General features: G+C 65.4%; 18 protein-coding genes and 2 pseudogenes. 10 read left to right on the top strand and 10 right to left on the bottom strand.

Translation table 11 applies throughout. From position 1 onward, the window contains the following. Window positions 1-33: 33 nt before the first annotated feature. Window positions 34-441, bottom strand: a complete 408-nt coding sequence (locus AB0K34_RS28545; protein WP_301176543.1) for an ATP-binding protein — start codon at window positions 439-441, stop codon at window positions 34-36. Then, window positions 438-722 carry a hypothetical protein gene (locus tag AB0K34_RS28540; RefSeq protein WP_301176544.1) on the bottom strand — a complete coding sequence of 95 codons (285 nt, stop codon included), beginning with the start codon at window positions 720-722 and terminating at the stop codon, window positions 438-440. The genes AB0K34_RS28545 and AB0K34_RS28540 overlap by 4 nt, the downstream gene beginning before the upstream one ends. A gap of 229 nt (window positions 723-951) precedes the next feature. On the opposite strand from AB0K34_RS28540, the gene AB0K34_RS28535 reads away from it, so the two are divergent. From AB0K34_RS28535 to AB0K34_RS28510, 6 genes and pseudogenes are all read left to right on the top strand, one after another. Continuing rightward, a complete protein-coding gene (locus AB0K34_RS28535) occupies window positions 952-1,782 on the top strand; it encodes a helix-turn-helix transcriptional regulator (RefSeq protein ID WP_240808008.1) in 831 nt (276 codons plus the stop codon). Between the two features lie 34 nt (window positions 1,783-1,816). Then, a complete protein-coding gene (locus AB0K34_RS28530) occupies window positions 1,817-2,017 on the top strand; it encodes a DUF397 domain-containing protein (protein WP_138638376.1) in 201 nt (66 codons plus the stop codon). Further along, entirely contained in the window at window positions 2,014-2,268 is a 255-nt protein-coding gene (locus tag AB0K34_RS28525; protein WP_138638375.1) for a DUF397 domain-containing protein, read from the top strand. The genes AB0K34_RS28530 and AB0K34_RS28525 overlap by 4 nt, the downstream gene beginning before the upstream one ends. Window positions 2,269-2,317: 49 nt before the next feature. Next, window positions 2,318-2,521, top strand: a complete 204-nt coding sequence (locus AB0K34_RS28520; RefSeq protein ID WP_138638374.1) for a DUF397 domain-containing protein — start codon at window positions 2,318-2,320, stop codon at window positions 2,519-2,521. Continuing rightward, window positions 2,473-2,829, top strand: a complete 357-nt coding sequence (locus AB0K34_RS28515) for a DUF397 domain-containing protein (RefSeq protein ID WP_138638373.1) — start codon at window positions 2,473-2,475, stop codon at window positions 2,827-2,829. The genes AB0K34_RS28520 and AB0K34_RS28515 overlap by 49 nt, the downstream gene beginning before the upstream one ends. 48 nt (window positions 2,830-2,877) lie before the next feature. Continuing rightward, window positions 2,878-3,010: pseudogene (locus AB0K34_RS28510) on the top strand (helix-turn-helix domain-containing protein); the annotation flags it as partial. Window positions 3,011-3,149: 139 nt separating this feature from the next. Here AB0K34_RS28510 and AB0K34_RS28505 read toward each other — a convergent pair. Next, window positions 3,150-3,302, bottom strand: a pseudogene (locus AB0K34_RS28505) (helix-turn-helix domain-containing protein); the annotation flags it as partial. 195 nt (window positions 3,303-3,497) lie between these two features. On the opposite strand from AB0K34_RS28505, the gene AB0K34_RS28500 reads away from it, so the two are divergent. Beyond that, a complete protein-coding gene (locus tag AB0K34_RS28500) occupies window positions 3,498-3,818 on the top strand; it encodes a hypothetical protein (RefSeq protein ID WP_138638372.1) in 321 nt (106 codons plus the stop codon). 99 nt (window positions 3,819-3,917) lie between these two features. On the opposite strand, the gene AB0K34_RS28495 is transcribed toward AB0K34_RS28500, so the two are convergent. The 5 genes from AB0K34_RS28495 to AB0K34_RS28475 form a co-directional block, all read right to left on the bottom strand. Then, window positions 3,918-4,193, bottom strand: coding sequence for a hypothetical protein (locus AB0K34_RS28495; protein ID WP_138638371.1), 276 nt, complete (start codon window positions 4,191-4,193; stop codon window positions 3,918-3,920). Between the two features lie 95 nt (window positions 4,194-4,288). Further along, window positions 4,289-11,407, bottom strand: a complete 7,119-nt coding sequence (locus AB0K34_RS28490) for a polymorphic toxin-type HINT domain-containing protein (protein WP_138638370.1) — start codon at window positions 11,405-11,407, stop codon at window positions 4,289-4,291. Between the two features lie 77 nt (window positions 11,408-11,484). After that, window positions 11,485-12,558, bottom strand: a complete 1,074-nt coding sequence (locus AB0K34_RS28485) for a hypothetical protein (RefSeq protein WP_301178296.1) — start codon at window positions 12,556-12,558, stop codon at window positions 11,485-11,487. Between the two features lie 85 nt (window positions 12,559-12,643). Then, on the bottom strand, window positions 12,644-16,558 hold the full coding sequence (locus AB0K34_RS28480; protein ID WP_171069169.1) for an RICIN domain-containing protein: 3,915 nt from the start codon (window positions 16,556-16,558) through the stop codon (window positions 12,644-12,646). A 1,063-nt stretch (window positions 16,559-17,621) separates the two neighbouring features. Next, window positions 17,622-17,801 (bottom strand): hypothetical protein, encoded by a 180-nt coding sequence (locus AB0K34_RS28475; protein ID WP_356948804.1) that lies wholly within the window; start codon window positions 17,799-17,801, stop codon window positions 17,622-17,624. A 7-nt stretch (window positions 17,802-17,808) separates the two neighbouring features. On the opposite strand from AB0K34_RS28475, the gene AB0K34_RS28470 reads away from it, so the two are divergent. Together AB0K34_RS28470 and AB0K34_RS28465 are read left to right on the top strand one after the other, a co-directional pair. Further along, the gene (locus AB0K34_RS28470) at window positions 17,809-18,303 is read left to right on the top strand and encodes an LLM class flavin-dependent oxidoreductase (protein ID WP_301178254.1); all 495 of its coding nucleotides are present in this window, start codon (window positions 17,809-17,811) and stop codon (window positions 18,301-18,303) included. 112 nt (window positions 18,304-18,415) lie between these two features. Next, window positions 18,416-18,544, top strand: a complete 129-nt coding sequence (locus AB0K34_RS28465) for a hypothetical protein (RefSeq protein WP_274704634.1) — start codon at window positions 18,416-18,418, stop codon at window positions 18,542-18,544. A gap of 123 nt (window positions 18,545-18,667) precedes the next feature. Here AB0K34_RS28465 and AB0K34_RS28460 read toward each other — a convergent pair whose 3' ends face one another. Then, window positions 18,668-19,315, bottom strand: coding sequence for an NAD(P)H-binding protein (locus AB0K34_RS28460; RefSeq protein ID WP_364551994.1), 648 nt, complete (start codon window positions 19,313-19,315; stop codon window positions 18,668-18,670). A 90-nt stretch (window positions 19,316-19,405) separates the two neighbouring features. Between AB0K34_RS28460 and AB0K34_RS28455 the strand changes: the two genes are divergently transcribed. Continuing rightward, complete coding sequence (locus AB0K34_RS28455; RefSeq protein ID WP_089327262.1) at window positions 19,406-19,822, top strand: helix-turn-helix domain-containing protein; 417 nt, start codon at window positions 19,406-19,408, stop codon at window positions 19,820-19,822. Between the two features lie 74 nt (window positions 19,823-19,896). Here the strand turns inward: AB0K34_RS28455 and AB0K34_RS28450 are convergent, their stop codons facing one another. Next, on the bottom strand, window positions 19,897-20,346 hold the full coding sequence (locus tag AB0K34_RS28450; RefSeq protein WP_089327263.1) for a hypothetical protein: 450 nt from the start codon (window positions 20,344-20,346) through the stop codon (window positions 19,897-19,899). Between the last annotated feature and the right edge of the window lie 88 nt (window positions 20,347-20,434).

Below are 20,434 nucleotides of genomic sequence, written 5' to 3'. Positions count from 1 at the left end.
ATACCGATTCACCCGGCGGCTATCACCACTCTGCTATCCGCTCGCCACCTCGAACCACACGGATACCCCGTCCTTGCCATCGACGATCCCCCACCGGTCGGCGAGCCCGTCCACGATCATGAGCCCCCGCCCGGACTCGCTCAGCCCGCCCCGCTGAGCCGGCACGATCGGCCGCCCCCGCGCCCCGCCCTCATCCTGAACCTCGACCCGCAGCCGGGTAGCCGAGACGAGCACGGACACCCGCACCCCACCCCCGGGCAACCCACTGTCCGTGTGACGGACGGCGTTAGTGGCGATCTCGCACACCATCAGGTCGACGTCGTCCAGGTCGAACGAATGCTCAACCCCTTCCAGCGCCCGCCTCACGTAAGTACGAATGTCCCGCACGCCCAGCCCCTCGCTGGACGACAGCCGAACGTCCCTCCGCTCCCAGACGATCACGACGACACCCCCGCGATCCGCCGAGCGGCCAGCCGCACCGACTCGGCCGGGACCTTGCAGGCCGCGTCCCACAGGTAGGCCCAGCGCCCGTCCCGCTCCTGGACGCCGAGCACCGCCAGCGACCGCCGCCGCGCGACCAGCGGAACCGAGAGCACGGGCTCCGCCGTGGCGTCGAGGTAAAGCACGGACCCCTGGCCGACCTCCCGCAACGCCCACATGAGCCGAACCAGCACCCGGAACCGCTCCAGCGTCACCCCGTCCCGCCCCAGCCCGCCAGGCACCTCACGCTCCGGGGGCTTCGGTAGATTGCACACAGTCCGACTCCTTTCCAGTCGGGCGAGGCCCTGGGACGCGGTGAGCCACCACCGGCCCAGGGCCGTTCGGGTTTCGGCTGCACACACTCCGCAACCGATGGAACACTGTCCACGCACGAACAGAGCATCCGCAACATACAGATGCAAGATACTAATCACAAGGGGTATCGACTTGACTGCGCGGAGTGCACCCACCGTGAAGCGTCGCCGTCTGGCCGCTGAGCTGCGCCAACAGCGGGAGCGGCTCGGTCTCACCATCGAGGAGGTGGCTGAGAGGCTCGAATGGTCTACCGCCAAGGTCAGTCGGATCGAGAACGCCCGGGTCGGCGTCCTACCGCGCGACGTCAAGTACCTGCTCAACGTCTACGGCGTGGAGGGAGAGGCAAGAGACGTCCTCATGGCCCTGGCGCGCGAGGCACGCCAAAAGGGCTGGTGGCACAGCTACGGCGAAGCCATCCCGACATGGTTCGAGGTCTACGTAGGGCTTGAGTCCGACGCGGTGTCCATGGAGCGGTACGACGCCGAGCACGTCCCCGGCCTACTCCAGACCGCCGAGTACGCACATAGCGTCTTTACAGCGTTCCCAATCGAGGACGAGACCGAGATAGAGAAGCGCGTCGCGCTCCGTATGGCGCGCTCTGAGTACCTCACGGCAGACGGCGGCCCCAAGTTCTGGGCAGTCCTCAACGAGGCGGTCATCCGCCGACAGGTCGGCGGTGCCCAGACCATGCAGGACCAACTTCATCACTTGGGCGAGATGGCGAAGCTCCCCAACGTCACGCTTCAGGTCCTTCCGTTTGATGCTGGCGCACACCCGGCGATGAGCGGTTCGTTCACGCTACTGAGGTTCCCGGAGCCATCCGACCCGAAGGTGGTGTTCATGGAGACTCAAACGGGCAGCCTCTACTTGGAGAAGGCACACGAAATCAACCGATATACGCTGGCATTTGACCATCTGCGCGCGGCGGCCCTGCGTCCAAGCGACTCACTGGCGCTCATCGCTCGCGCGGCCGACACCATGACGTGAGCCCCACAACTACAGAAGCAAGGAGGGCGGAACCATGCAGACCTCCCGCGCCACTTGGCGCAAGAGCACCCGCAGCAACGGCGCCGGCGGCGACTGCGTAGAGGTAGCCGGACTCGCAGCAGAGATCGGAGTGCGGGACAGCAAGGCCCCCGACGCCGGACACCTCTTGTTCAACAAGCAGAACTGGACCGCGTTCGTAACCGATGTCCAAAGCGGCCGGTACGACCTCCCATGAACCCGGCCATCCCAACGCCCTCGAGCCACCAACAGAGACGCGGCAAGGACACCCCGAACTCGCCCCGTGCCGCATGGCGCAAAAGCTCCCGGAGTGGCCAGAACGGCAACTGCGCCGAGGTTGCCGTGCTCGCCGCGAAGGTCAGAGTACGGGACAGCAAGGCCCCGGACGCCGGGCACCTCTCGTTCAACCCGCAGACCTGGACCGTGTTCGTGTCCGACGTACGAAACGGCCGATACGACCTTCCATAAGCCTGGCCGCTTCCAAGCCGACCAGCCCACCCACGTCCGGAGACACGGCATGGACGCCACCGACCCCTCGCAGACGAGATGGCGAAAGAGCACCCGCAGCGGCCAGAACGGCGCCTGCGTCGAGATAACCCACATCGCCGGTGCGGTCGCCGTCCGCGACAGCAAGGCCCCAGACGCCGGACACATCACGCTGAGCCACCGAGCATGGGCCACCTTCATCAAGGGCGCACGAGCCGGACGCTACGACCACTAGGCAACCACCGAAGGCACATCAGGCACGCCAGCGACTTCCCACACACCACCTGGCGGAAGAGCCGACGCAGCAACGGCGCCGGCGGCAACTGCGTAGAGGTAGCCGGACTAGCCGCAGAGATCGGAGTACGAGACAGCAAGGGCCCCCGACGCCGGACACCTCTCCCGCAGCCCCCGGAACTGGACCGCATTCGTCTCCAACGTTCGAGACGGCCGGTACGACCTTCCGTAAACCCGTCCGCCTCCACGCCGACGGCGCCCCGCCCTCCGGAGACTACGTTGAGGTGGCCAACCTGGCAGCGGGGGTAACGGTATGCGACACCCCACCGTAACGCCCCGCTAACTAAGGCCGGACGCTTGCGCTTGGCCCGCTGCGTGGTCGATGACTGCTGGCCGCTGCGGCGGGCCGCCGAACGGTTCCAGCTCGGCCGGTACCGCCCGGCGATGGGCCACGCGGTACCGGGAGCTGGGCGAGGCCGAGATCGCCGACACGATGCCGCGGCTGATGACTTCGTCGGCCAGCTCCGGGCAGCTCCACCGCGACAGCGGCACCCCGGTCTCGGCCGGCAGCTGACAGGCCAGCGCCTTGACCTCGGCGATCTGCAGGGGCTGAGGCAGGGCGGTCGCCCGGACCGGGGCCGGTCGGCCAGTCCCGCCAAACCGTGGTCGCCATAGCGGCCGCGCCAGCACCGGACAGTGTCCACGCTGATGCCCAGGCGGCGGGAGATCGCGTTGTTGGACAGGCCGCATTCGGCTGCCAGCACGATCCGGGCACGGATCACCTGCTGGTGCGGGGCGGTGCGGGAGGACGCCAGCTTGGTGAGTCGACGCCGGTCGCCGGCGGTCACACTGATCTGACGGGCACACAGAACGGGCACGGGGACACTTTCCTGACAGGATCACGGCGAAAGTGTTGATCTTGCCGTGCTCGTCTGCGGCAGGCGCGCCGGACGCGCCGCAAGGGCAAGATGGTCGCCATGCCGCCCGCGATCCCCGCCTCGACCAAGACCTCCCTGACACAACGGCTGCGCCAGCACGCCCGCGAGCACTGGCCCCAGCTCAGCGACCTGCACATCCGCTACCACGGCCAGTTCGCCTATGTCGAAGGCGAACTCGGAGGCGGGGACCGGCTACCGCTCATCCGGCTCCGCTACGGCGGATCGGCCTCAATCTGGGGATTCGGCCTCTACCTGGCCAGCAGCGGCAAGTACGAGAACCAAATCCTGCCCACCGGCATGACCGCCGGCAGCCCTCAAGAAGCCCTCGACTGCGCCTGCGGCCTCTACCTCGGTTGCTGACCACACACCCCCGAGGAACTTACGGCGCAGACCACTTAGCGCCAGCGACATGGCCATCTGAGGCCTGGAACAGTTGCTCGTACCGCCGCAAGTTCCCTATCACCCAGCCACAGCAGCAGCTTTTGCGATCCCTTCACTCAATCGCATCAAGTTGTCCCGAAAGAATCCTACTCGAATATAGAAGTCCTCCTCTCGGCGGAATTGAATAAGCGTGGAAAGTAGCGCAGAATGGATGATGTGCAGCTCTTGAGAAGAAAGAGCCACAGGCGTTTCGGCGTCACCCTTCCCAACTTTTTCTCCAATCTCGCATAGATCCGACTTAGAGGCCCCCACTTGAACCTTTAGCGAGATAGCAGGTTGTACAATACTGGCCATGAGTTCGAGGCTCGACGTTATCGCGTCTCGTTGCTCATCACTTAGCAACAGCCCATAGTTGCCTCCACTTCGAAAGACAACACGAATCGATGACCTCACGACAGGACATACCTCCCGCTCGCCTCGAAGGTGTCTTCGTTGTAAACGTATCCGTGGATACGATACGCAGTTTGGACAATAAGTACCCCACGCTCGGAATCATATGCAACCCGTGCACCGGTCGTCGTATCAACGTGCGTCATATCTCGCGAAAGCCAATCCGCAAAGTATTCACCAAGCGCATCCGGATCGTGCCCAATCCTGGGGATATCGTGATCAACTGCAGTCGCAGAACCATCATGCATCCGCTGAACATTATGATCCACCCCTTCGGCAACTTTAGGGCCGTAGGCATTCTCGATTCGAGAGTACGCTTCATCATTCAGAGCCCCCCTCGCCATCTCTGGGCAGTTGTGCACGAGGACACGGGTGTCGCCAGCTTCCACATAGTACGTGTGGTCGATGGCAACGGTGAGGTTGTGGACGCGCTGGTGCTGGGTCCAGGTCTTGGTTGCGGTGAGTTGGACGTGGGTGCCGGCGCTGGTGCGGAGCCACGTGCCGGGCTTGAGTTTGCCTGCGTCGATCCACTTGCCTGCTGCGGGGACCCAGAAGGGGTGGTTGTCGGTGGCGACCAGTGTGCCGGTCTTGTCGCCGTGGTCACCGTCGGTGTCGACGGTGAGCCGAACAAGGTGCTTAGCTCCGGTGCGGCTGATGGTGGCGAGGACGGGTTGGGGTGCGGTCTTGCCGGTGGTCGGATCGGTGGCCAGGACCTTGTCGCCGACCTTGATCTTGTCGATCGGTTTCGTTGATCCGTCGGCCATCAGGACGGCGGTGCCGGGCATGAAACTGCTTGGTCGGAGGCACCCACCTCCGCTGCCTGAGGCAGGTGCGTCGTCTGCGGCTTTTGCCGGGTTCTTGGCGGCCGCCGGTGCTTTCTTTGCTGCGCTGCCGCCGCGACCTGGTGAGCCGCCCTTGGCTCTACCTGCGAGCTTTTGGATGATCTTGGGAGCTACTCTCTTGAGTAGCGGAGCCGCGACCTTGGCAACTTTCGCACCAGTTACAGTTAGGCCGACCTCTATTACTGCGCCGGTAAGGCTGGCCTTGAAGCCACCCAAAAGAGTTTGTTGGTCAGCGGGTGTGTTCTGGTGGTAGCTGACTGCTCCGTAGACCCATCCGGCGACGGCGGCGCAGCCTACGGTTCCGGTGCCACTGGTTGCAGCTAGGCATATGCCGCCAGCTGCGAGTCCGGCGATGGTGGCCTGGTGTTTCTTCAGGAAGCCGCCGACCTTGCCGACCTTGCAGCTCCAGCCGCAGTGTTTCTTGACCGGTACCGACTTTGCTCCCACGCTGCCGTTGCAGCCGACCCAGCAACCACCGCCCGAGGGGATGGACGGCACGACGTAGATCGTCCCGCCTCCCCCATACCTGAAGTTGTTGCGGTGCTGGTTGTTGATGTCTTCGCGTTCGGTCCTATTGGAGTTGGGCAGGGTGCCGTGTGCCCCGCCGTCGAGGAGCATGCCGGTGGGGTCGGAGTGGTCGATGGGGTTGTTGCCAGCGTAGGAGTAGCCGTTGGCGGTGAGAGGGTCACCGCCGCCGGTGATCGGGTCGGCGCTGAGGAAACGGCCGGTGCCGGGGTCGTATTCTCGGGCGCCGAGGTGGGTCAGGCCGGTGGCGTTGTCTTTGGTGCCGCCGACGTAGCCCTTGTCCATGAGGGCGGGCCAGGTGCCCATGGGACTGCCGCGTTCGGCGCCGAAGGGCGCGAACCGGCGGACGCTCCAGGTGTTCTGGTCGACGGCGTTGACGGTGGTGTCGGCGCTGCCCTGATAGTCGGGGATGAGGAACTGGATGGTGGAGCTGGAGGTGCCGGTGCGGTAGGCGATGGTCTGGCCGGCGTGGCTGTAGTAGCGGGTCGCGGTGACGGTTCCGCTGGTGGAGACCTTTACCTCTTGGCTGGCCAGGTACAGGGTCGAACCGTTGGTGTCTTTGCGGATGAGACGGTTACCAGCGGCGTCATAGATGAAGCTGGCCAGTTCCTTGCCGGAGTCGTCGGTGACCTTGGACAGGTTGCCTTCGGCATCCCAGACGAGTTTCTGGCCGGGGCGGGTGAGGGTGTTGCCGACCTGGTCGTAGGTGTACAGATCGGTGGTGCTGGTGGTGCCGTCGGTTTCGGTGAGCGACTTCAGCGCGTGTGGGCTGGTGAAGCCGCTGTCGCCGAGAGGGGCGGGATAGGTGTATGTGCGGGTCTTGTCGGCGGTGGGGCCGCCGGCGAAGGAGTGCTGGATCTCCTTGGTGCGGTTGCCGACCTTGTCGCCGTGGTTGCCGTTGGGGTCGTACTCGTAGCTGGTCCAGTAGGGAGCGGGGCCGCCGATGGTGGTGGCGGTCGGGACGGCGGTGCAGTCGGTGTTGGTGGTGGACCAGGCTTCGGTCAACCGCTGGGCGTAGTCGTAGGTGAAGCACTGCCGATCAGCGGATTTGCCTGCGGCGTTGGTCAGGATCGACCTGATGGAACCGGCGTCCGTGTAGTCGTACTTCGTTTCCAGATCGAAGGTGGCAGTCGAGGCCTGGCGTTTGACGGTGGAACGGGTCAGGCGGTTGGTGGCCGGGTCCCGATCAAAGGTCTGCCAGAGGAATTTGTCATCTTCCGCCGCCATCGCCAGTTGAGTGATGTCGCCGTGCCCGTTGTAGACGGTGCCGCCGACGTAGGCGGCCAGGCCGTGCGTCCATTCGGGCAGGCCGTCGTCGTTGTATTCGGTGGTGACGTTCTCAGCGGGGAGTCCCGTGCTCCCGCCGACCGCCGGGTAGGAGGTGGTAAGCGGGGAGCCGTTGAAGTTGTAGGACTGTGTGGTGGTGTAGGTCCCGGCCAGCGCTCCCTGGGAGGCGGGGATCGTGACGGTTGTTCCCTTGGCGTTGTAGAGCCCGTCGTAGCCGGTGATGGCGGTGGTGTACTTGTCGGTGCCGATGTGGCGGGTGGAGGTGGCGGGCAGGCCCTTTGCGTACGGGACGGTGTCGTAGGTCATGGAGGTCAGCGGCGTGGTGCCGTTCTTGACCTCCAGGGGGCGGCCGAGCTTGTCGTAGCTGTAGCTCAGGGTGGTGGCGCGGGCGTCGGTACTGGTGGCGACCTGGTCGAAGTGGTCGTAGGTGACGGTCGAGGTGCCCTTGTCGGGGGTGGTGCTGGTGACCGGGCGGCCCTGGACGTCGTAGGTGGTCTTCCAGAGGTTGCCGGCGGCGTCGCGGGCTTCGGCCGGGCGTCCGGCGCCGTCGTAGGCGACGGTGGTTGCCAGATAGGCGCCGGACAGGTTGGTGGTCTTGTACTGGCGGGTTTCGACCGTGCGGCCGAGGGCGTCGGTCACGGTCGCCGAAGGCATCGCTCCCGAGGGGGGGATGACCGTGGTTCGCTCACCGTCGTACTGGTTGGTAGTGGTCCACTTCTGGGTGGAGTAGCTGTAGAGCGTGGTGGTGAGGATCCGCTCGGCGCCGTCGTAGGTGCTGAGGGTCTGGCTGGGGATCTGGTTGTCGTCGGCGGTCGTCAGCACACCGGACGGGTCACCGGTGAGCACGTAGGCGGCGTTGGTCTTGAAGACCAGACCGCGGCTGTCGTACTTGGTGTCCGTGACGATCCGGCCGCCGCCGACCGCCTCGTTCTGTGACTGGCGGGCCCGTAGCAGGCCGTCGAGCAGGTCGACGGAGGTCTCGTAGGTGACCGGGCTGGTGTTGGTGAGGGTCTTGGTGGTGACCGAGACCGGGTTGCCGTCGGTGGGGAAGGTGTAGGTGTAGATGGTGGAGGGCCGGTCAGGGTTCTTCGCGCGGGTGTTGTTGGGCAGCCACGCGCGCACCAGGCGGCCTAGCCCGTCGTACTCACCTTCTCCGGCGCGGCCGTTGGTGTCGGTGACTTTGGTGGGGGTGCCGCGGGCGGGGTTGTACTCGGTGGTGGTGGTGAATCCGGCCGGTGCGGCGCCGCCGACGCTGACCGGCGGGGTGGTGAGGGTGCTGGATTTCAGCCAGCCCTCGGGGGCGTTGGTGTAGGTGGATTTGGTGGTGCGGTCGTCGTCGGGGGTGGCGGGGTCGCCGACGTCGGTGGTCTCCAGGACGCGGCCGTAACCGTCATAGGTGGTGGTGACGGCTGTGGTCATGGTGGAGCGGCCGCCCGAGACGCCGGTGGCCTTCTCGGTGCGGGTGGCATTGCCGACGGTCGGGTAGGCGCCGTATGCCGTGCCGTCATACATGATCTTCGTGTCGGAGATCATGTCGGCGGGGACCAAGTTCGGTTCGTGACTGGCGTCGTTGTCGCAATCGACCGCTACCGAAAGGTTGCGGATCGGCTGGGACCGGATCGCGCCGGCGGGCGCCGTGCCGCTGGGAAAGACGGTACGGGTGCAGGTGTCGTCGGCGGCGGTGGTGACGTCGCCTTCGTTGTCGACGGCGACGGTGCGGCCCAGCGAGTCGTAGTCGAAAGTGGTCTCGGTGTTGAAGTCGGTGCCGTCGGCCTTGCGCGATCGGCCCTTGGTCCACTGCGGTTGGACGCGTCCGCCGTCAACGGTGATGTCGTCGTCGGAGTTGGTGTCGTGGAAGGTACGGCTAATGGTCTTGGTCCACTTGGGCCGCGACACGCTCGCGGAGACTTCGGCGGCGTCGGTGAAAGCGCCGTTGAAGCTACGGGTCTCCAGGACAGCACCAGCGAGCGGATCGAGGTCGCTGATCCCGCCGAGCAGGTTCTTGGAGTCGGTGACGGTCACGCTCTGGCGCGGGTTGCCTTTGCCCTGGTAGTTGCCGTCCATGCCGCGGGCATAGGTGGTCTCGGTGCGCGACTGCTGTTCACCGTTCTGACCGTCGCCGGTAACGGTGCGGACTTTGGCATAGCCGCGCCACTGGGACCAGGTGCGCCATTTGTCCTTGGTCATCCCGTCGTCCTCGGCGTACCGCCATGCGGCGTCGCCGAGGTAGGTGTAGCGCGTGATTTGAGACCTGGACTGGCCGGTGTTGTCGGCCTCGATGATGTAGCTGGCGACGTACTTGTGGTACCAGTCGTTGACCAGCGTGCCGTCGGGCTGTTCCCACTTCACCGGGAAGCAGCGTTTGGTGTTGCTCTTTGGATCGGGCATGCCGCCGGCCGAATAAACGCACTCTCCGACCGGTGTGGGGCTGGCGTAGGGATCGGAGTAGCCGACGCTTGTGGTTCCACCAGTGCCGTTGTCGATCCCGACCAGGCGGGGCCGGTCGTACCCGGGCAGAGCGTCCACTCCGGTGCCGGACCGTCCAGTGATCACCCGGTTGGTCATGAGCTGGCCGAACAGGGTGATGCGCGGAGCCTGGGTGTCGATGCCGTCGTGGCCGGTCTGGTCGATGGTGTGCAGCCAGAGCGCGCCGTTCTGGTAGGTCTGGCCAAGGTCCCAGCTGTCGACGATCTTGTAACCGGGGTCCTCGGTGGCGACCGTCCCGTCTTTGCGAAGCTTGGTGGTGATCTTGGTCAGGCGCTTGCGGTTGAAGAACGTCGGCGAGGTCTTGCCGTAGCCGCAGGTTTCACCGCTGTCGCAGATCCGGTCGTCGGGCAGGTCCGTACGTGACGCAACGGAGAAGCGGACGCGGGCGGTGGCCGGAGTGGCGTAGGTGGAGCCCTTGCGCTGGCCGTAGTCGATGCGGCTCAGGTAGCCGCCGGAGTCGTAACGGGTCCCACCGGTGGTTTGCTGATAGCGGGTGTAGTAATTGGTCTCTTTCTCGTAGAAATAGGTGATGGTGCTGTTGTGCGGATCGACGACGTGGTCGAGATTCCACCGCCACGCCTGCTGGCACCAGGCGTCCTTGAATGTGCTGTCGTAACAGGGTTCACCACTGCTGTCGCCGAAGACCGGGACCGTCCAGGTCGAGTCGGTCTCCTTCTCCCCGCTCTCCCAGTCGTCGGGACGGTTGATGCCGAAGTAGTACTCGACGCCGTCCAGGTCAGTCAGCTTCCAGTACTCACCGTTGTCGTCGCCGTTTGTGGCACCTGTCAGCCGTTCGATGGTGGAGCCGTCGTCGTTGCGTGGACGCCAGGTCTGGGCAGCGCTGTCATACAAAAGCTCGGTGGAGCGTCCGTTCAGTGACAGCACCGCGTTGTGACGGCCCCAGCACAGGTCGCCGGAGGCGTGGCCTGCATCTATGCACGGCTTGTACTTGCGTTCGATGAAGCCAGGCCAGTAGTCGAAGCCATCGCCGATCCAGGAGGCCTGGGAGTTGTCGGCGGCGGTCTTGCCGTCCACCGCCCCGGAGCTGTAGGCGACGGTGACCTCGGGCATCAGCTCGCCGGGAACCGGCGGCAGCCGCATCGGATAGCTCCAGGAGAACTCTCCGGTGTTGCTGCCCGCGTTCCAGTTGGACGCCGGGGACAGACTGGTGGCGCCCCAGTCACCGGTCGGGCCGGACGGGCCCGCCTCGGCGGCCAACACCGTCGCCTGCTCGGCCGCGGCGGTGCCGGTCTGCGCGGAGCCGTCGGTCACGGTGACCTCGGCAGACAGTGTCGCGGTCTTGGTGTCGTTGACCGTGGGCAGGACGGTGCGCTGGCGGCAGTGCGCCTGTTCGGGGGTACTCAACGCGCACGCCGGTAGTTTCACCAGGCGCAGCCGGGACGCCCAGTCACCACCGTGGGCGTTCTTGAACTGCGCGTAGGAGAGCCCGACTCTGACAGTTCCCGCCTGCGGGGCGGATACCGCCATGACTGCCTCAGTACGTGTGGCCTTGGCGGTCTTGCGATCGGCCATCCTCACCTGCACGCGCGGCGGCACCGCCGAGGAGGCCGTTCGCTCGCCCTTGCGAGCGGTGGGTGCGCCCGCCCAGACCGGCAGCTTGCCGGCCCGCGCCCATCCGCCAGATGCCTGACCGTCCTTGCTCTTGCCAGTGCCCAGCGTCGACAGATCCGCAGTCCCCTGTCCCGGCTCAGGCCAGACCGGGGCGGCGGGCTTGGACGTGATCGGCGTGCCAGCCGTGCCAGGAAGCTTGCTCGCCCGGGCTTTGACGGCCTTGCCCTTGATACGAGGAGTCTTCTGGGTGGCCGGACGGCGGGCGGCGCCGTCCTCGGAAAGGCTGGGCCGCACCGCTGCAGCCGCCTCGCCCGCCACTCCGGCCACCAAAGCGAGGGCGAGTACGACCGCCACGGCGGCGATCAGCCCATGCGCCCGGCCCAGCGCACGCAACACACCTTTCACGGACGCCTCATTCCTATCGAAGGCACCTCGGCTGCCACGGCGCTTACCTGCCGGGCGGTTGAACGGTCTCTAGTCGTTCAGCGGACGTCGACGTAGTCGGTGGCCTGTGCGGGGAAGTCGGTCTTGCTCGTGTCGGGCGAGGCGTACGGGCTGAGGTAGTAGGCCATCCAGGTGGCGTCGGCGGGGGTCTTGCACTTCATCCGGAACCAGCCGGCCGAGTCGGTCGCGGCGCCGCCGTTGGTGCAGGACGGCGTCCGCCAGGTCTTCTGCCCCTTGAGCCGGTACTTCGCGCCGACCCATTTGCCCTTGATCGGCTGCCAGCCGCTGGAGGACGACCACCGCATCAACCGGCCCTTGAGCGTCAGATACTGGCCCTTGCGCGCCGGCTCGGGGGAAGCGTTGAAACCGGCGAACCCGGTCTTGTGGTACACCCGGAACGGGTAACCCGAGTCGACCTTGGTGTAGGTGGCGTCCCCGGCGAAACCGGTACGCAGCCACCCGGTCGTCCACGCGGTCGCCGTGATCTTCACCCGCCCCCTGGTATCGGTGACACCCGAACCGACCTGCTTCCATCCCGTCTTCGGATAGCCGGACGTCCCCTTGGGCGCCCACCACAGCGTCACCTTCCGCCCAGGTAGCGCCTCGCCGCGCACCGCCTTCAGCGTCCGGCGGACCTCGAAGGTCTTGCCGCGCAGCGGATAGACCGGGTTGGTCTCCCGGTCGCCCAGCGCGTGGTCGATGTACAGCCGGCTGATCCAGCCGAGGACCCGAGCCGAGGTGTCGGCGACCTGGCCGTAGCCGGCCACCCGGGCGATGATGTTGCCCGGTCCCGGATAGAACGTCGCACGAAACCGGCCCCCGGCCTGCACCGGCGCCGTCGCCTGGAGTTCTCCGTCCGGACTGTCGAAATGCACCACCAGACCGGCTGGCGCCGCGACCCAACCGGCGCCACGGTCTTGCTGCACCTGACCGGTCACTGTGACATCGGCATCCCAGTTCTGCACCGCCACCGGATCGACCACGATCCGCTGCGGAATCGTCGCCTCCGCCGCCTGCACCGGAGAGGCGACCAGTGTCACCGCCAGCATCCCGCCGACAACCGCGGCCGGCACTGAAGTCCTCATCTTCGAACTCAATTCCTTCACTTTCACCGGGCAGTCAGCTTTTCGGCACTTTCTTGGGGCGCACTGACAGCAGGCGATCTCTGACTGCAGGAGCGTGGTCGCTCTGACCTCGTCACGAGAAATCCAACTTCCATATTTGACGCGCGGGAATCGGCTCCACCGGATTGGCCTGTACCACCCGCGCGTCCGCTGCCGCGCCTTCGTCACGAGCCTCGGCGACAAGGCCACTATGCTTAGCGATAAGCCGGTAACCAAGGCTGCCGTCATCTGCGACACCAACGACCTTCCACATTTGATGCTCCGCACCCGGCTGACAGGTGCCCTGCTGGACTGCGGCATCGACCTGGTCTTGCGCGTCGGCCACCTCAAGGCACCGGACCGTCGACGCATCACCGCTCATCGTATTGACGTTGGTCAGCATGTAGTAGCCATCACCATAATCGGAGAAGTGCCATTTCTGCCAAGGCTCATTATTACACTCCCACGGCATCACCGCGGCCCCATCAGCAGTGGAGCCCCCTGCGACCTCCATGCACTTCTGCTGGTTTGTTTGCTCATTCTTGACCAGCAGCGGATAGGTTATTCCGTCGAGCTGATGTCGCTTCAACGCAGTGATGTTCCACAACTGCTCATCGGCTATCGGGTCCGTGCATGACCACTGCGAAACGTTCGCCCCCGGGGCCGGAGAGGCTCCGTCAACGGCCAGGCACTTGTCGCTTCGCCGAGACTTCAACCAGTACCCGCCAGCTTTCTTCTCCGGTTTCCACTGCTGGCCCGTGCTGCCGTTGCACTCGTACTGCCAGACGTTGCGCCCGTCGGCGGTGCCGGAACCGTCCGTGCCGTCCGCATCCAGGCACTGGCCGCTACGGGGCCTGGTCAGCGTGTAGTAGCCGTCCCCGACATCGGTGAACTGCCAGTCCTGCGCGGGCTGCGCATTGCAGTTCCACTGCTGCACATTCGTGCCGTTCTCCATTCCGGCGCCCGCGACGTCCAAGCAGTGGCCGGAGTTGACGTTCACGAGGCGCAGCGTCTTCCCAGCGAACTCGTGGTTCTGGACCGACTCTGCGTAGATCACATTCAAGACCGTCTCATCTGGATGCGCCAGCGGCCACAGTTGGGAGTCGTCGACCCAGCCGTTCCAGAATGCGCTCTTGCCGGCTGCGTTCGGCGTCGCACCGACCAGCAGGGCGCCTGAGCCGGGCACCGGCGTCCAGGTAGTGGAGGTGGTCTTCACCTCCGGGGCCATCACCCGTGCGGTCGAGCAGTTCCACGGTTCATCGGGGTCGCACACCTCCTTCTCTCCCTCCGCCTGAGTACGCATCCACAGTTCTTGCTTGACCGGGTCATAGCCGCCCATCAGCGAAACCCAGTGAGCGCTCCACGGCTGCCCGTCCCCCGCCTGGGTCATGTCTCGCGTGACAGCCGTCAGGACGGTGCCGTCGGCCGCACGATGCCGGAACGTCCATTTGCCGCCAAGCCATCCGAGTTCGAAGACCGTCCCGTCAGCAGCGGCCTGGCTGACAGCGACCTGGTCGCCCTGGACAGACGCGAGTTTCAGCCATGTCGAGAACATGAACCGCTGGCTGGTATCCACCAGCGTGACCGGGTTGCCTTCCAGATCGGTCCATGGCTTCACTTCACCGAACTGCGTCGTGCCGTTAAGGCGCACAGCACGGTCAGTGGGCGAACCGGCACCGAGGTTCCCCGCCTCCCCGAAGACCGGGCTGCCGCTGAAGACCAGATCGGCGTTCGGGTTGACCGCTCCGCTCGGCCCGACGGCATGGGCAGTGTCACCGCTGGGCTCATCCATCGACCAGGCCGCGTCCCGCGGCGGCTGCGTTACGCCGAACTCGTACTTCTTCGTCGGGCTGTAGTTTCCGGCCCGGTCGTAGGCCGTCACTTCAACCCATTGCGGCCCGAACCGCTTCGGTATCCACGAAATGTTCGCCGATTCGCCCGCAGCAACCGTTTTCGTCCCCGCGGTCCCGTCGGTGAATTTGTAGTCGAACTTCACTACATCGCCGGAACCGCCGGGCGCGAAGGTGAAGTTGCCGGGGACATACTTGCGTGCGGCCGCGTCATAGCCCGATGTCGCACCGGCCGGGTATTCGGGTGATGACACTTCGGGTGCATTTGGTCTGCGAGCGTCCACCGTGTACTCACACCATGCCGACCAAGGCCCGTACAAGTTCGTGTCATCCATCCCGCGCACGCGCCACATCCAGCTCGTGCCGCCGTCAGCGGTCGCCGGGAAGTCATCACCCTTGACGGTGGTCAGCGACGTGTGCAGGTAGCCGTCGGCGCCCGCGTGCTGGAACGCACCGCCCGAAGGCACGTACCGCTTCCAACTCTCTGCGGGCTTCCCTAGGGGCGCCAACTCGTACTCGGCCGCCAGCAGTTGTCCCTGGGCGCCACCCTCGTTGTCACCGTCATAGTCAGTGATCATCGCGTTGGCGGTCCGGTCTCTGGAGACGCCCATCCACGGGCGGCCGCTACCGCGCACGCACGCATACTTGGCCGTCCCACCATTCCTCATGTGGACGTCCTTGGCCGGCATCGGGTACCGGGAAAACTTCACAACCATCCTGGGATCGACATCCATCACCTTCCAGGTATGGGTGTCGTTGTAATCCGCGTCCGGAAACAGCCCGAGCGTGAAAATATCCCACTTGTGGTCAGTCGCCCACTGGAGAAGACGAGGCAGGTTACCCCCGCTGAACTTTACGTCGTTGGACGTTCCTGCGTCACCGCAGTCCGGGCGTCCCACCTTTACTGCTGCGGCTTGAAGGAAGCTGCTACTCCAGCCCGATCCCTCAGGGATGAAGGCCCCCGGACGCTCGTCCCACGTCATACCTGAACTGATGTGCGTGGTGTTGTACAGCCGCACATCGCGAGAGACACAGGACCATGCATGGAGGGTGTCAAAGGTGATGTCAACCGAGTTAACCTTCACCTGGACGTTTCCAGACCACTGGTGCAGCGCCGATGCGTCCATCCGGATGTAGGACCGCTTGTCGGTGCCGTCCTCGATCTCGCGGCCAGTCGGCAAGCGGTCCGGCTTCCAGTAGGCCGAGTTCGGCCACGTGCGATCGACATACGCCCAGCCCGCCTCCTGACTGCCGTATCCATCACCGTTGTCTTCACGGCCCGCGTTCCACGTCTGCCAAGACGGGTCGAGAACGATGGGGAACTTGGTCTCTGGGCCGGTCAGCAGTCCGGGATCAGGGGTCAAGGTGAGAACACCACCCCCCACCTCAACCGACATCGGAGCCGTACTGGCCTTAGGGGCCGGCCCGGCCGCAATCTCCTCCGTGCTCGTGGGCGCCGCGGGGGCCTCGGCCGGAGCTGTCTGCCCCTCCCACATCAGCGGTTCCGGCGCACTGAAGAGCTCGTTGCCGGCTTCGTCCACAGCCGCCAGGCGACTACCGGAAAGCTCCTTCAGTTGCAGCCCAGAAGTACGCACTCCGAACTCGATCTTCGCCAATGCGGGATCAGCCGCCGCCTCCGGCGTCTTCACCACCACGTAGTGGGACCACCCGGTCGGTGTCGACCGCACCACCAGGTCCACGCCAACACCGCCACCGTCAACGAAAGTGGCGCTCGGGCCATCCAACTGAGGAACTGGCAGCACAGCCCCTGGCCAAGTCAGTGTCAGGCTCTTGCCGTCCTTGGTCATCGTGGCCAGCACATCATCGCCGCCGGCGCCGAAGGTCACACCGTTGACCGACATCCGTGACGCGTACTTGCCATCAGCCGTCCGCTCCAGCGTCAGGTCAGCCTCATGGAACACACCATCCCGCTCCACCCGGACTGGGACCGGCGCCGTCTCCAGCGAGAACTGACCGTCGGGCAACGCGGTCAACTTCTTGGTTTCCGACGTCCGGCCCGCGACTTCGACCGGACTTCCCGTCTCCTTGGCCTTCGCCACCGCAGCGTCCAGGGTCGTCGACTCGGACGGACTCGTCTCAGCCGCATTCACCGAGGTCACGGGCGTTGACAGCAATGATGCGACCAGCACCAATGGCATCAATCCGGCAAGCCATCGGGTGCGTCGACACATTCTGTCAACAACTGATGACCGGAAGAACGAACCCCGAGCAGCACGGACATGCACGATGACCTCGCAGGATAAAGCCCGAGTAAAGCCCGCTAAACATAAGCTGAAGATCAGCAGACTTGGAAGAAGATCGACTGAGGCAAGTTTGTGACCTATGTCACACTCGCGCTTGTCAACCAATTCTCTACTTCAAGCGTCAAGCGGCCGATGTCATCAGCCTTTGACATTCGGAAGGGCTACCGCCGGTAAGACGACTGCATCAGCGCATTGCCAGGCACAGTTCACTGCTAACCTGACGACCCGTTCTTCCATGACCTCACAAGGTGACAACATGACCAATCGGACCGATCGCCGAACTGCCGGCTACCGAATGCTCCGCGACTGGATCGCAGCCTTCGCAGCTGCCTTCCTAGCCGCGTTGGCGGCTCGTATCGTGTTGGGCGGAGAGACAGGCTCGATCGGTAACGTAATGGTTTTCTCAGCGCTGCTCGCTACTGTCCTGGTCGGCGTCCGTATCTTCCAGCACCGATATAGGCACTGAGGACTGACCGTACGCCGAACTTGCGAGAATTTTGTCCGCACAGGTCAACGACGGATCGTCAGAGGCAGCAGTTGGGGCGGCGAGAATGAGACGCTTCGATAGGTCCTCTGCCAGGAGCACGCACAAGGCGTCATCGCAAACGACTTGTCCTCTGATACCAGTACGCGATGAGGTTTCCGAGCAATCGTACGGTCCAGCAGGTCAACCATGATCCGGGCCTTGTTGCGACATTGGCCAGGGAAGTCTTCCGACTGCGACTCCGACTTGTTCTTGCCCTCGTAAGGGGTGATGACGGCCGAAGCCGCGGCTCCTAACTTAGCAACGATGGCCTACAGAGCCCACGAGGTGATGTTGTGGTGGCCGGGTCTGCGCCAGAGCCTTATCGCCGACCCGATCTTCGACGGTTTGATCACGAAGGACTGATGGCCTCCTTCGGTTTTGCGTGTGGCGATCATGCTGGTCGTGGGTGGCGTCGCTTTTGCCGGGGGCCGCTTATGCAGGCGGGGAGTATGGAGGGCCGGTGTGGACCAGGGCGAGGAGGCGGTCGAGAAGGCAAGGGTCTGCGGAGCTTTGCTCGCTGGCCCAGGCGATGGCGTTGGCGAGCTTGAGCAGATCGGCGATGTCGAGTTCCGCGGGTGCGTTGCCCTCGTGCTGGGCGCGGGTGAGGAGCATGCCCCCGGTGGTCAGGATCGCTTCGCGTGTCCGGCAGGTGGGGAGTGCTGCCGAGCACGGGTTGACCGGTGTGTGGGCGGCGCAGGCCTTCGGCTGGGACGCCCTGACCGCCCTGACCCTGGCCGGCACCGCAGCGCCCGGGATCGAGTTGGGGACGGCGGTGGTGCCCGCCGCGCAACGCCACCCCCTTGTCCTTGCCGGTCAAGCCCTGAGCGTCCAGGCGGCGACCGGCAACCGGCTCACCCTGGGCCTCGGGGCGGGCATCTCGATGATGGTCACTGGCATGTACGGTCTTCCGGCCGATCGTCCTGCCGCGAGGATGCGTGAGTACCTGTCGGTCCTGCGCCCCCTCCTGCGCGGGGAGGCGGTCTCTCATCAGAGTGAGACGCTCACGTCCGTGGGTCAGGTGAGCGTTCCGGGGACGACGCCGCCGCCGATATTGCTGGCCGCCCTGGCCCCGCGATGCTGCGCTTGGCCGGCGAACTCGCCGACGGCACCGTGACCTGGATGACCGGCCCTCGAACCCTGGCCGACCACATCGTTCCCTCGATAACCAGGGCCGCCCAGGCCGCGGGGGCCCCGCTCCGCGGGTGGTCGCCGGGCTGCTGGTCAGCGTGACCTCCGACGCAGCCGGCGTCCGTGACCGGGTCGCCGAACAGTTCGGCCTGGCCGGGCACGTCCCCGAATATCGGGCAGTGCTGGACCGCGAGCAGGGCGCGTCCAGGTCCGCCCACAACATCTGATCGATCACCGGCTTGAACGGAAGCACCGTCCAACGATGCACCCCGTACTTGCGCCGCACCTCACGGGTCGGTGGGGCCACGGCTCGTTCTTGGAATCAGGCTGTTCCAGGTGCGGGTGGAGTGTTAGTGGGCGAGGTTGACCTGTGTTCTGTGGTGGTCGCCTTTGTCGATCAGGTCGACGAAACCTAGGGCGTAGTCGGCGGCGGAGATCGCGCCGCCGTCATCGGGCTGGACCGCGACGTCGTCGCCGAGGCGGTAGCGGCCGAGTGGTTCGGCGGGCATGTGCGCGCCGAACCTGAGCGCCGGGCTCACGAAGACCCAGTCGAGCGTCGCGGGCGTGGCCGGGAGGTCCTCGATGACGAGCGCCGCACCCGCGCGGATCTCGTCGTGGAGCTCTTCGGGAACGCGGCTGAGGTCGGTGACGAATCGATCCGCCCCAGGCGCGGGACGCAGTGACGAGTAGCCCCCGACGACGAACAGGCGCGCGCCTGCGGCCTCGGCCAGGCGCGCGACGGCGCGGTAGACGTCACGGAAGGTGTCGGTCAGCGGGCCGCGTGGGGCGAGTGCGGCCACTACGACATCCGAGCCCTCGATGGCTGCGGCGAGCGTTGCTTCGTCGGAGGCGTCGCCTTGGACATAGGTCACGTCAGGGATCGGCGCGGCGGGGCCTGAGCGGCTCAGTGCGGTGACCTGGTGGCCGCGAGCGGCGGCCTCCGCGGCGATGGCCGAGCCGGCATAGCCGGTGCCTCCGATGACGGTAATGCGAGACATGAGGTGCCTTTCTCCAGGAGGACGGGTGGCGCCGAACGGGCGCAGTGGTTACCGTACGAGCCCAACTCTCCATCGGGAAGAAGGCACTTTGTGGTAACCACCCCGGACGAGCCGGTGCTCCGCGGCAGCCCCTACCGCGCGGACTGCCCGACCCGCCGCATCCTGGATCGCATCGGCGACCGCTGGACCGTGCTCATCGTGGGCGCCCTCTGGGACGGCACCGCCCGCTTCTCGGAGCTGCGCCGACGCATCGAGGGCATCTCCCAGAAGATGCTCACCCAGACCCTCCGCGGGCTCGAACGGGACGGGCTCGTGCACCGCACCGTCCACCCCGAAGTACCGGTCCGCGTTGAGTACTCCCTCACCGAGGCGGGCCGCACCCTGCGCGAGCCGCTGCGCGCGCTGGAGGAATGGGCGATCGCTTACCTTGACGACTGGTCGGCGGCGCAGGAAGCGTACGACCGCGCGAATCGGCCTTCTTCCGACTCCGGGGATCGCGACAAGTAACGCCCCGATATCGGAGCTGCTTACCGCTGACGGGCGTAACTCAGTCGTGTCGTCGCGGCGAGACGGTGGCTACTTCATGTGGTTGGGCGCCATCGGAACCAGTAGTTCACGGACTCGGCCTCGTCAGGGTCTCTGGCGACGAAACGCATTTCGCGCTTCATCCGGCGCGCATTGTCAGGTGCTTGCCGGTGTGGTGCGAGTAGGGCGTCCAGCTCGTCGTAGCGGGCGTTGCCTCCATGGCCGGGGTGGGTCTCGGGCCCTACCTCCCCTGCCCGGTAGCGCTCGCTCCACTTGACGAAAATCTCGGACTGCTCGCGCTCCCACTCCAGCGCTTCAGTGCTCGCAGGCCAGACCTCGTACTCGTCGTCTTCGTGGTAACGCTCGTAGTGGTGGCCCTTGAAGTAGTGGGGCCGGCCGTCGATATCGGCGACGCCGACGCGCGGGCCGTCGTACCAGTCCAGCTCGACGTGCGCGCGCTCGAATCCGTCCGCGATCAGCTGCGCTTCGTCCCAGATCTCAGCCACACTCGTACGCTATCGACAAGTTGGCCCCATTCGTGATCACATTTTCGGCTGGAGCAGCCTATGCGGCGTGATGACGTCTTTCGCCGTT

Source organism: Actinomadura sp. NPDC049382, assembly GCF_040677125.1.
Taxonomy (GTDB): domain Bacteria; phylum Actinomycetota; class Actinomycetes; order Streptosporangiales; family Streptosporangiaceae; genus Spirillospora; species Spirillospora geliboluensis.
This window is presented reverse-complemented; position numbering and strand designations above follow the sequence as displayed.

What these genes read in the sequence shown, in the direction of transcription:
- AB0K34_RS28530 (WP_138638376.1), top strand. Translation starts at nt 1,817, where the DNA reads ATGCAGACCTCCCGCGCCACTTGGCGCAAGAGCACCCGCAGCAACGGC.
- AB0K34_RS28525 (WP_138638375.1), top strand. Translation starts at nt 2,014, where the DNA reads ATGAACCCGGCCATCCCAACGCCCTCGAGCCACCAACAGAGACGCGGC.
- AB0K34_RS28520 (WP_138638374.1), top strand. Translation starts at nt 2,318, where the DNA reads ATGGACGCCACCGACCCCTCGCAGACGAGATGGCGAAAGAGCACCCGC.
- AB0K34_RS28515 (WP_138638373.1), top strand. Translation starts at nt 2,473, where the DNA reads ATGGGCCACCTTCATCAAGGGCGCACGAGCCGGACGCTACGACCACTA.
- AB0K34_RS28500 (WP_138638372.1), top strand. Translation starts at nt 3,498, where the DNA reads ATGCCGCCCGCGATCCCCGCCTCGACCAAGACCTCCCTGACACAACGG.
- AB0K34_RS28495 (WP_138638371.1), bottom strand. Translation starts at nt 4,193, where the DNA reads ATGGCCAGTATTGTACAACCTGCTATCTCGCTAAAGGTTCAAGTGGGG.
- AB0K34_RS28480 (WP_171069169.1), bottom strand. Translation starts at nt 16,558, where the DNA reads ATGCCATTGGTGCTGGTCGCATCATTGCTGTCAACGCCCGTGACCTCG.
- AB0K34_RS28475 (WP_356948804.1), bottom strand. Translation starts at nt 17,801, where the DNA reads ATGCTCCTCACCCGCGCCCAGCACGAGGGCAACGCACCCGCGGAACTC.
- AB0K34_RS28460 (WP_364551994.1), bottom strand. Translation starts at nt 19,315, where the DNA reads ATGTCTCGCATTACCGTCATCGGAGGCACCGGCTATGCCGGCTCGGCC.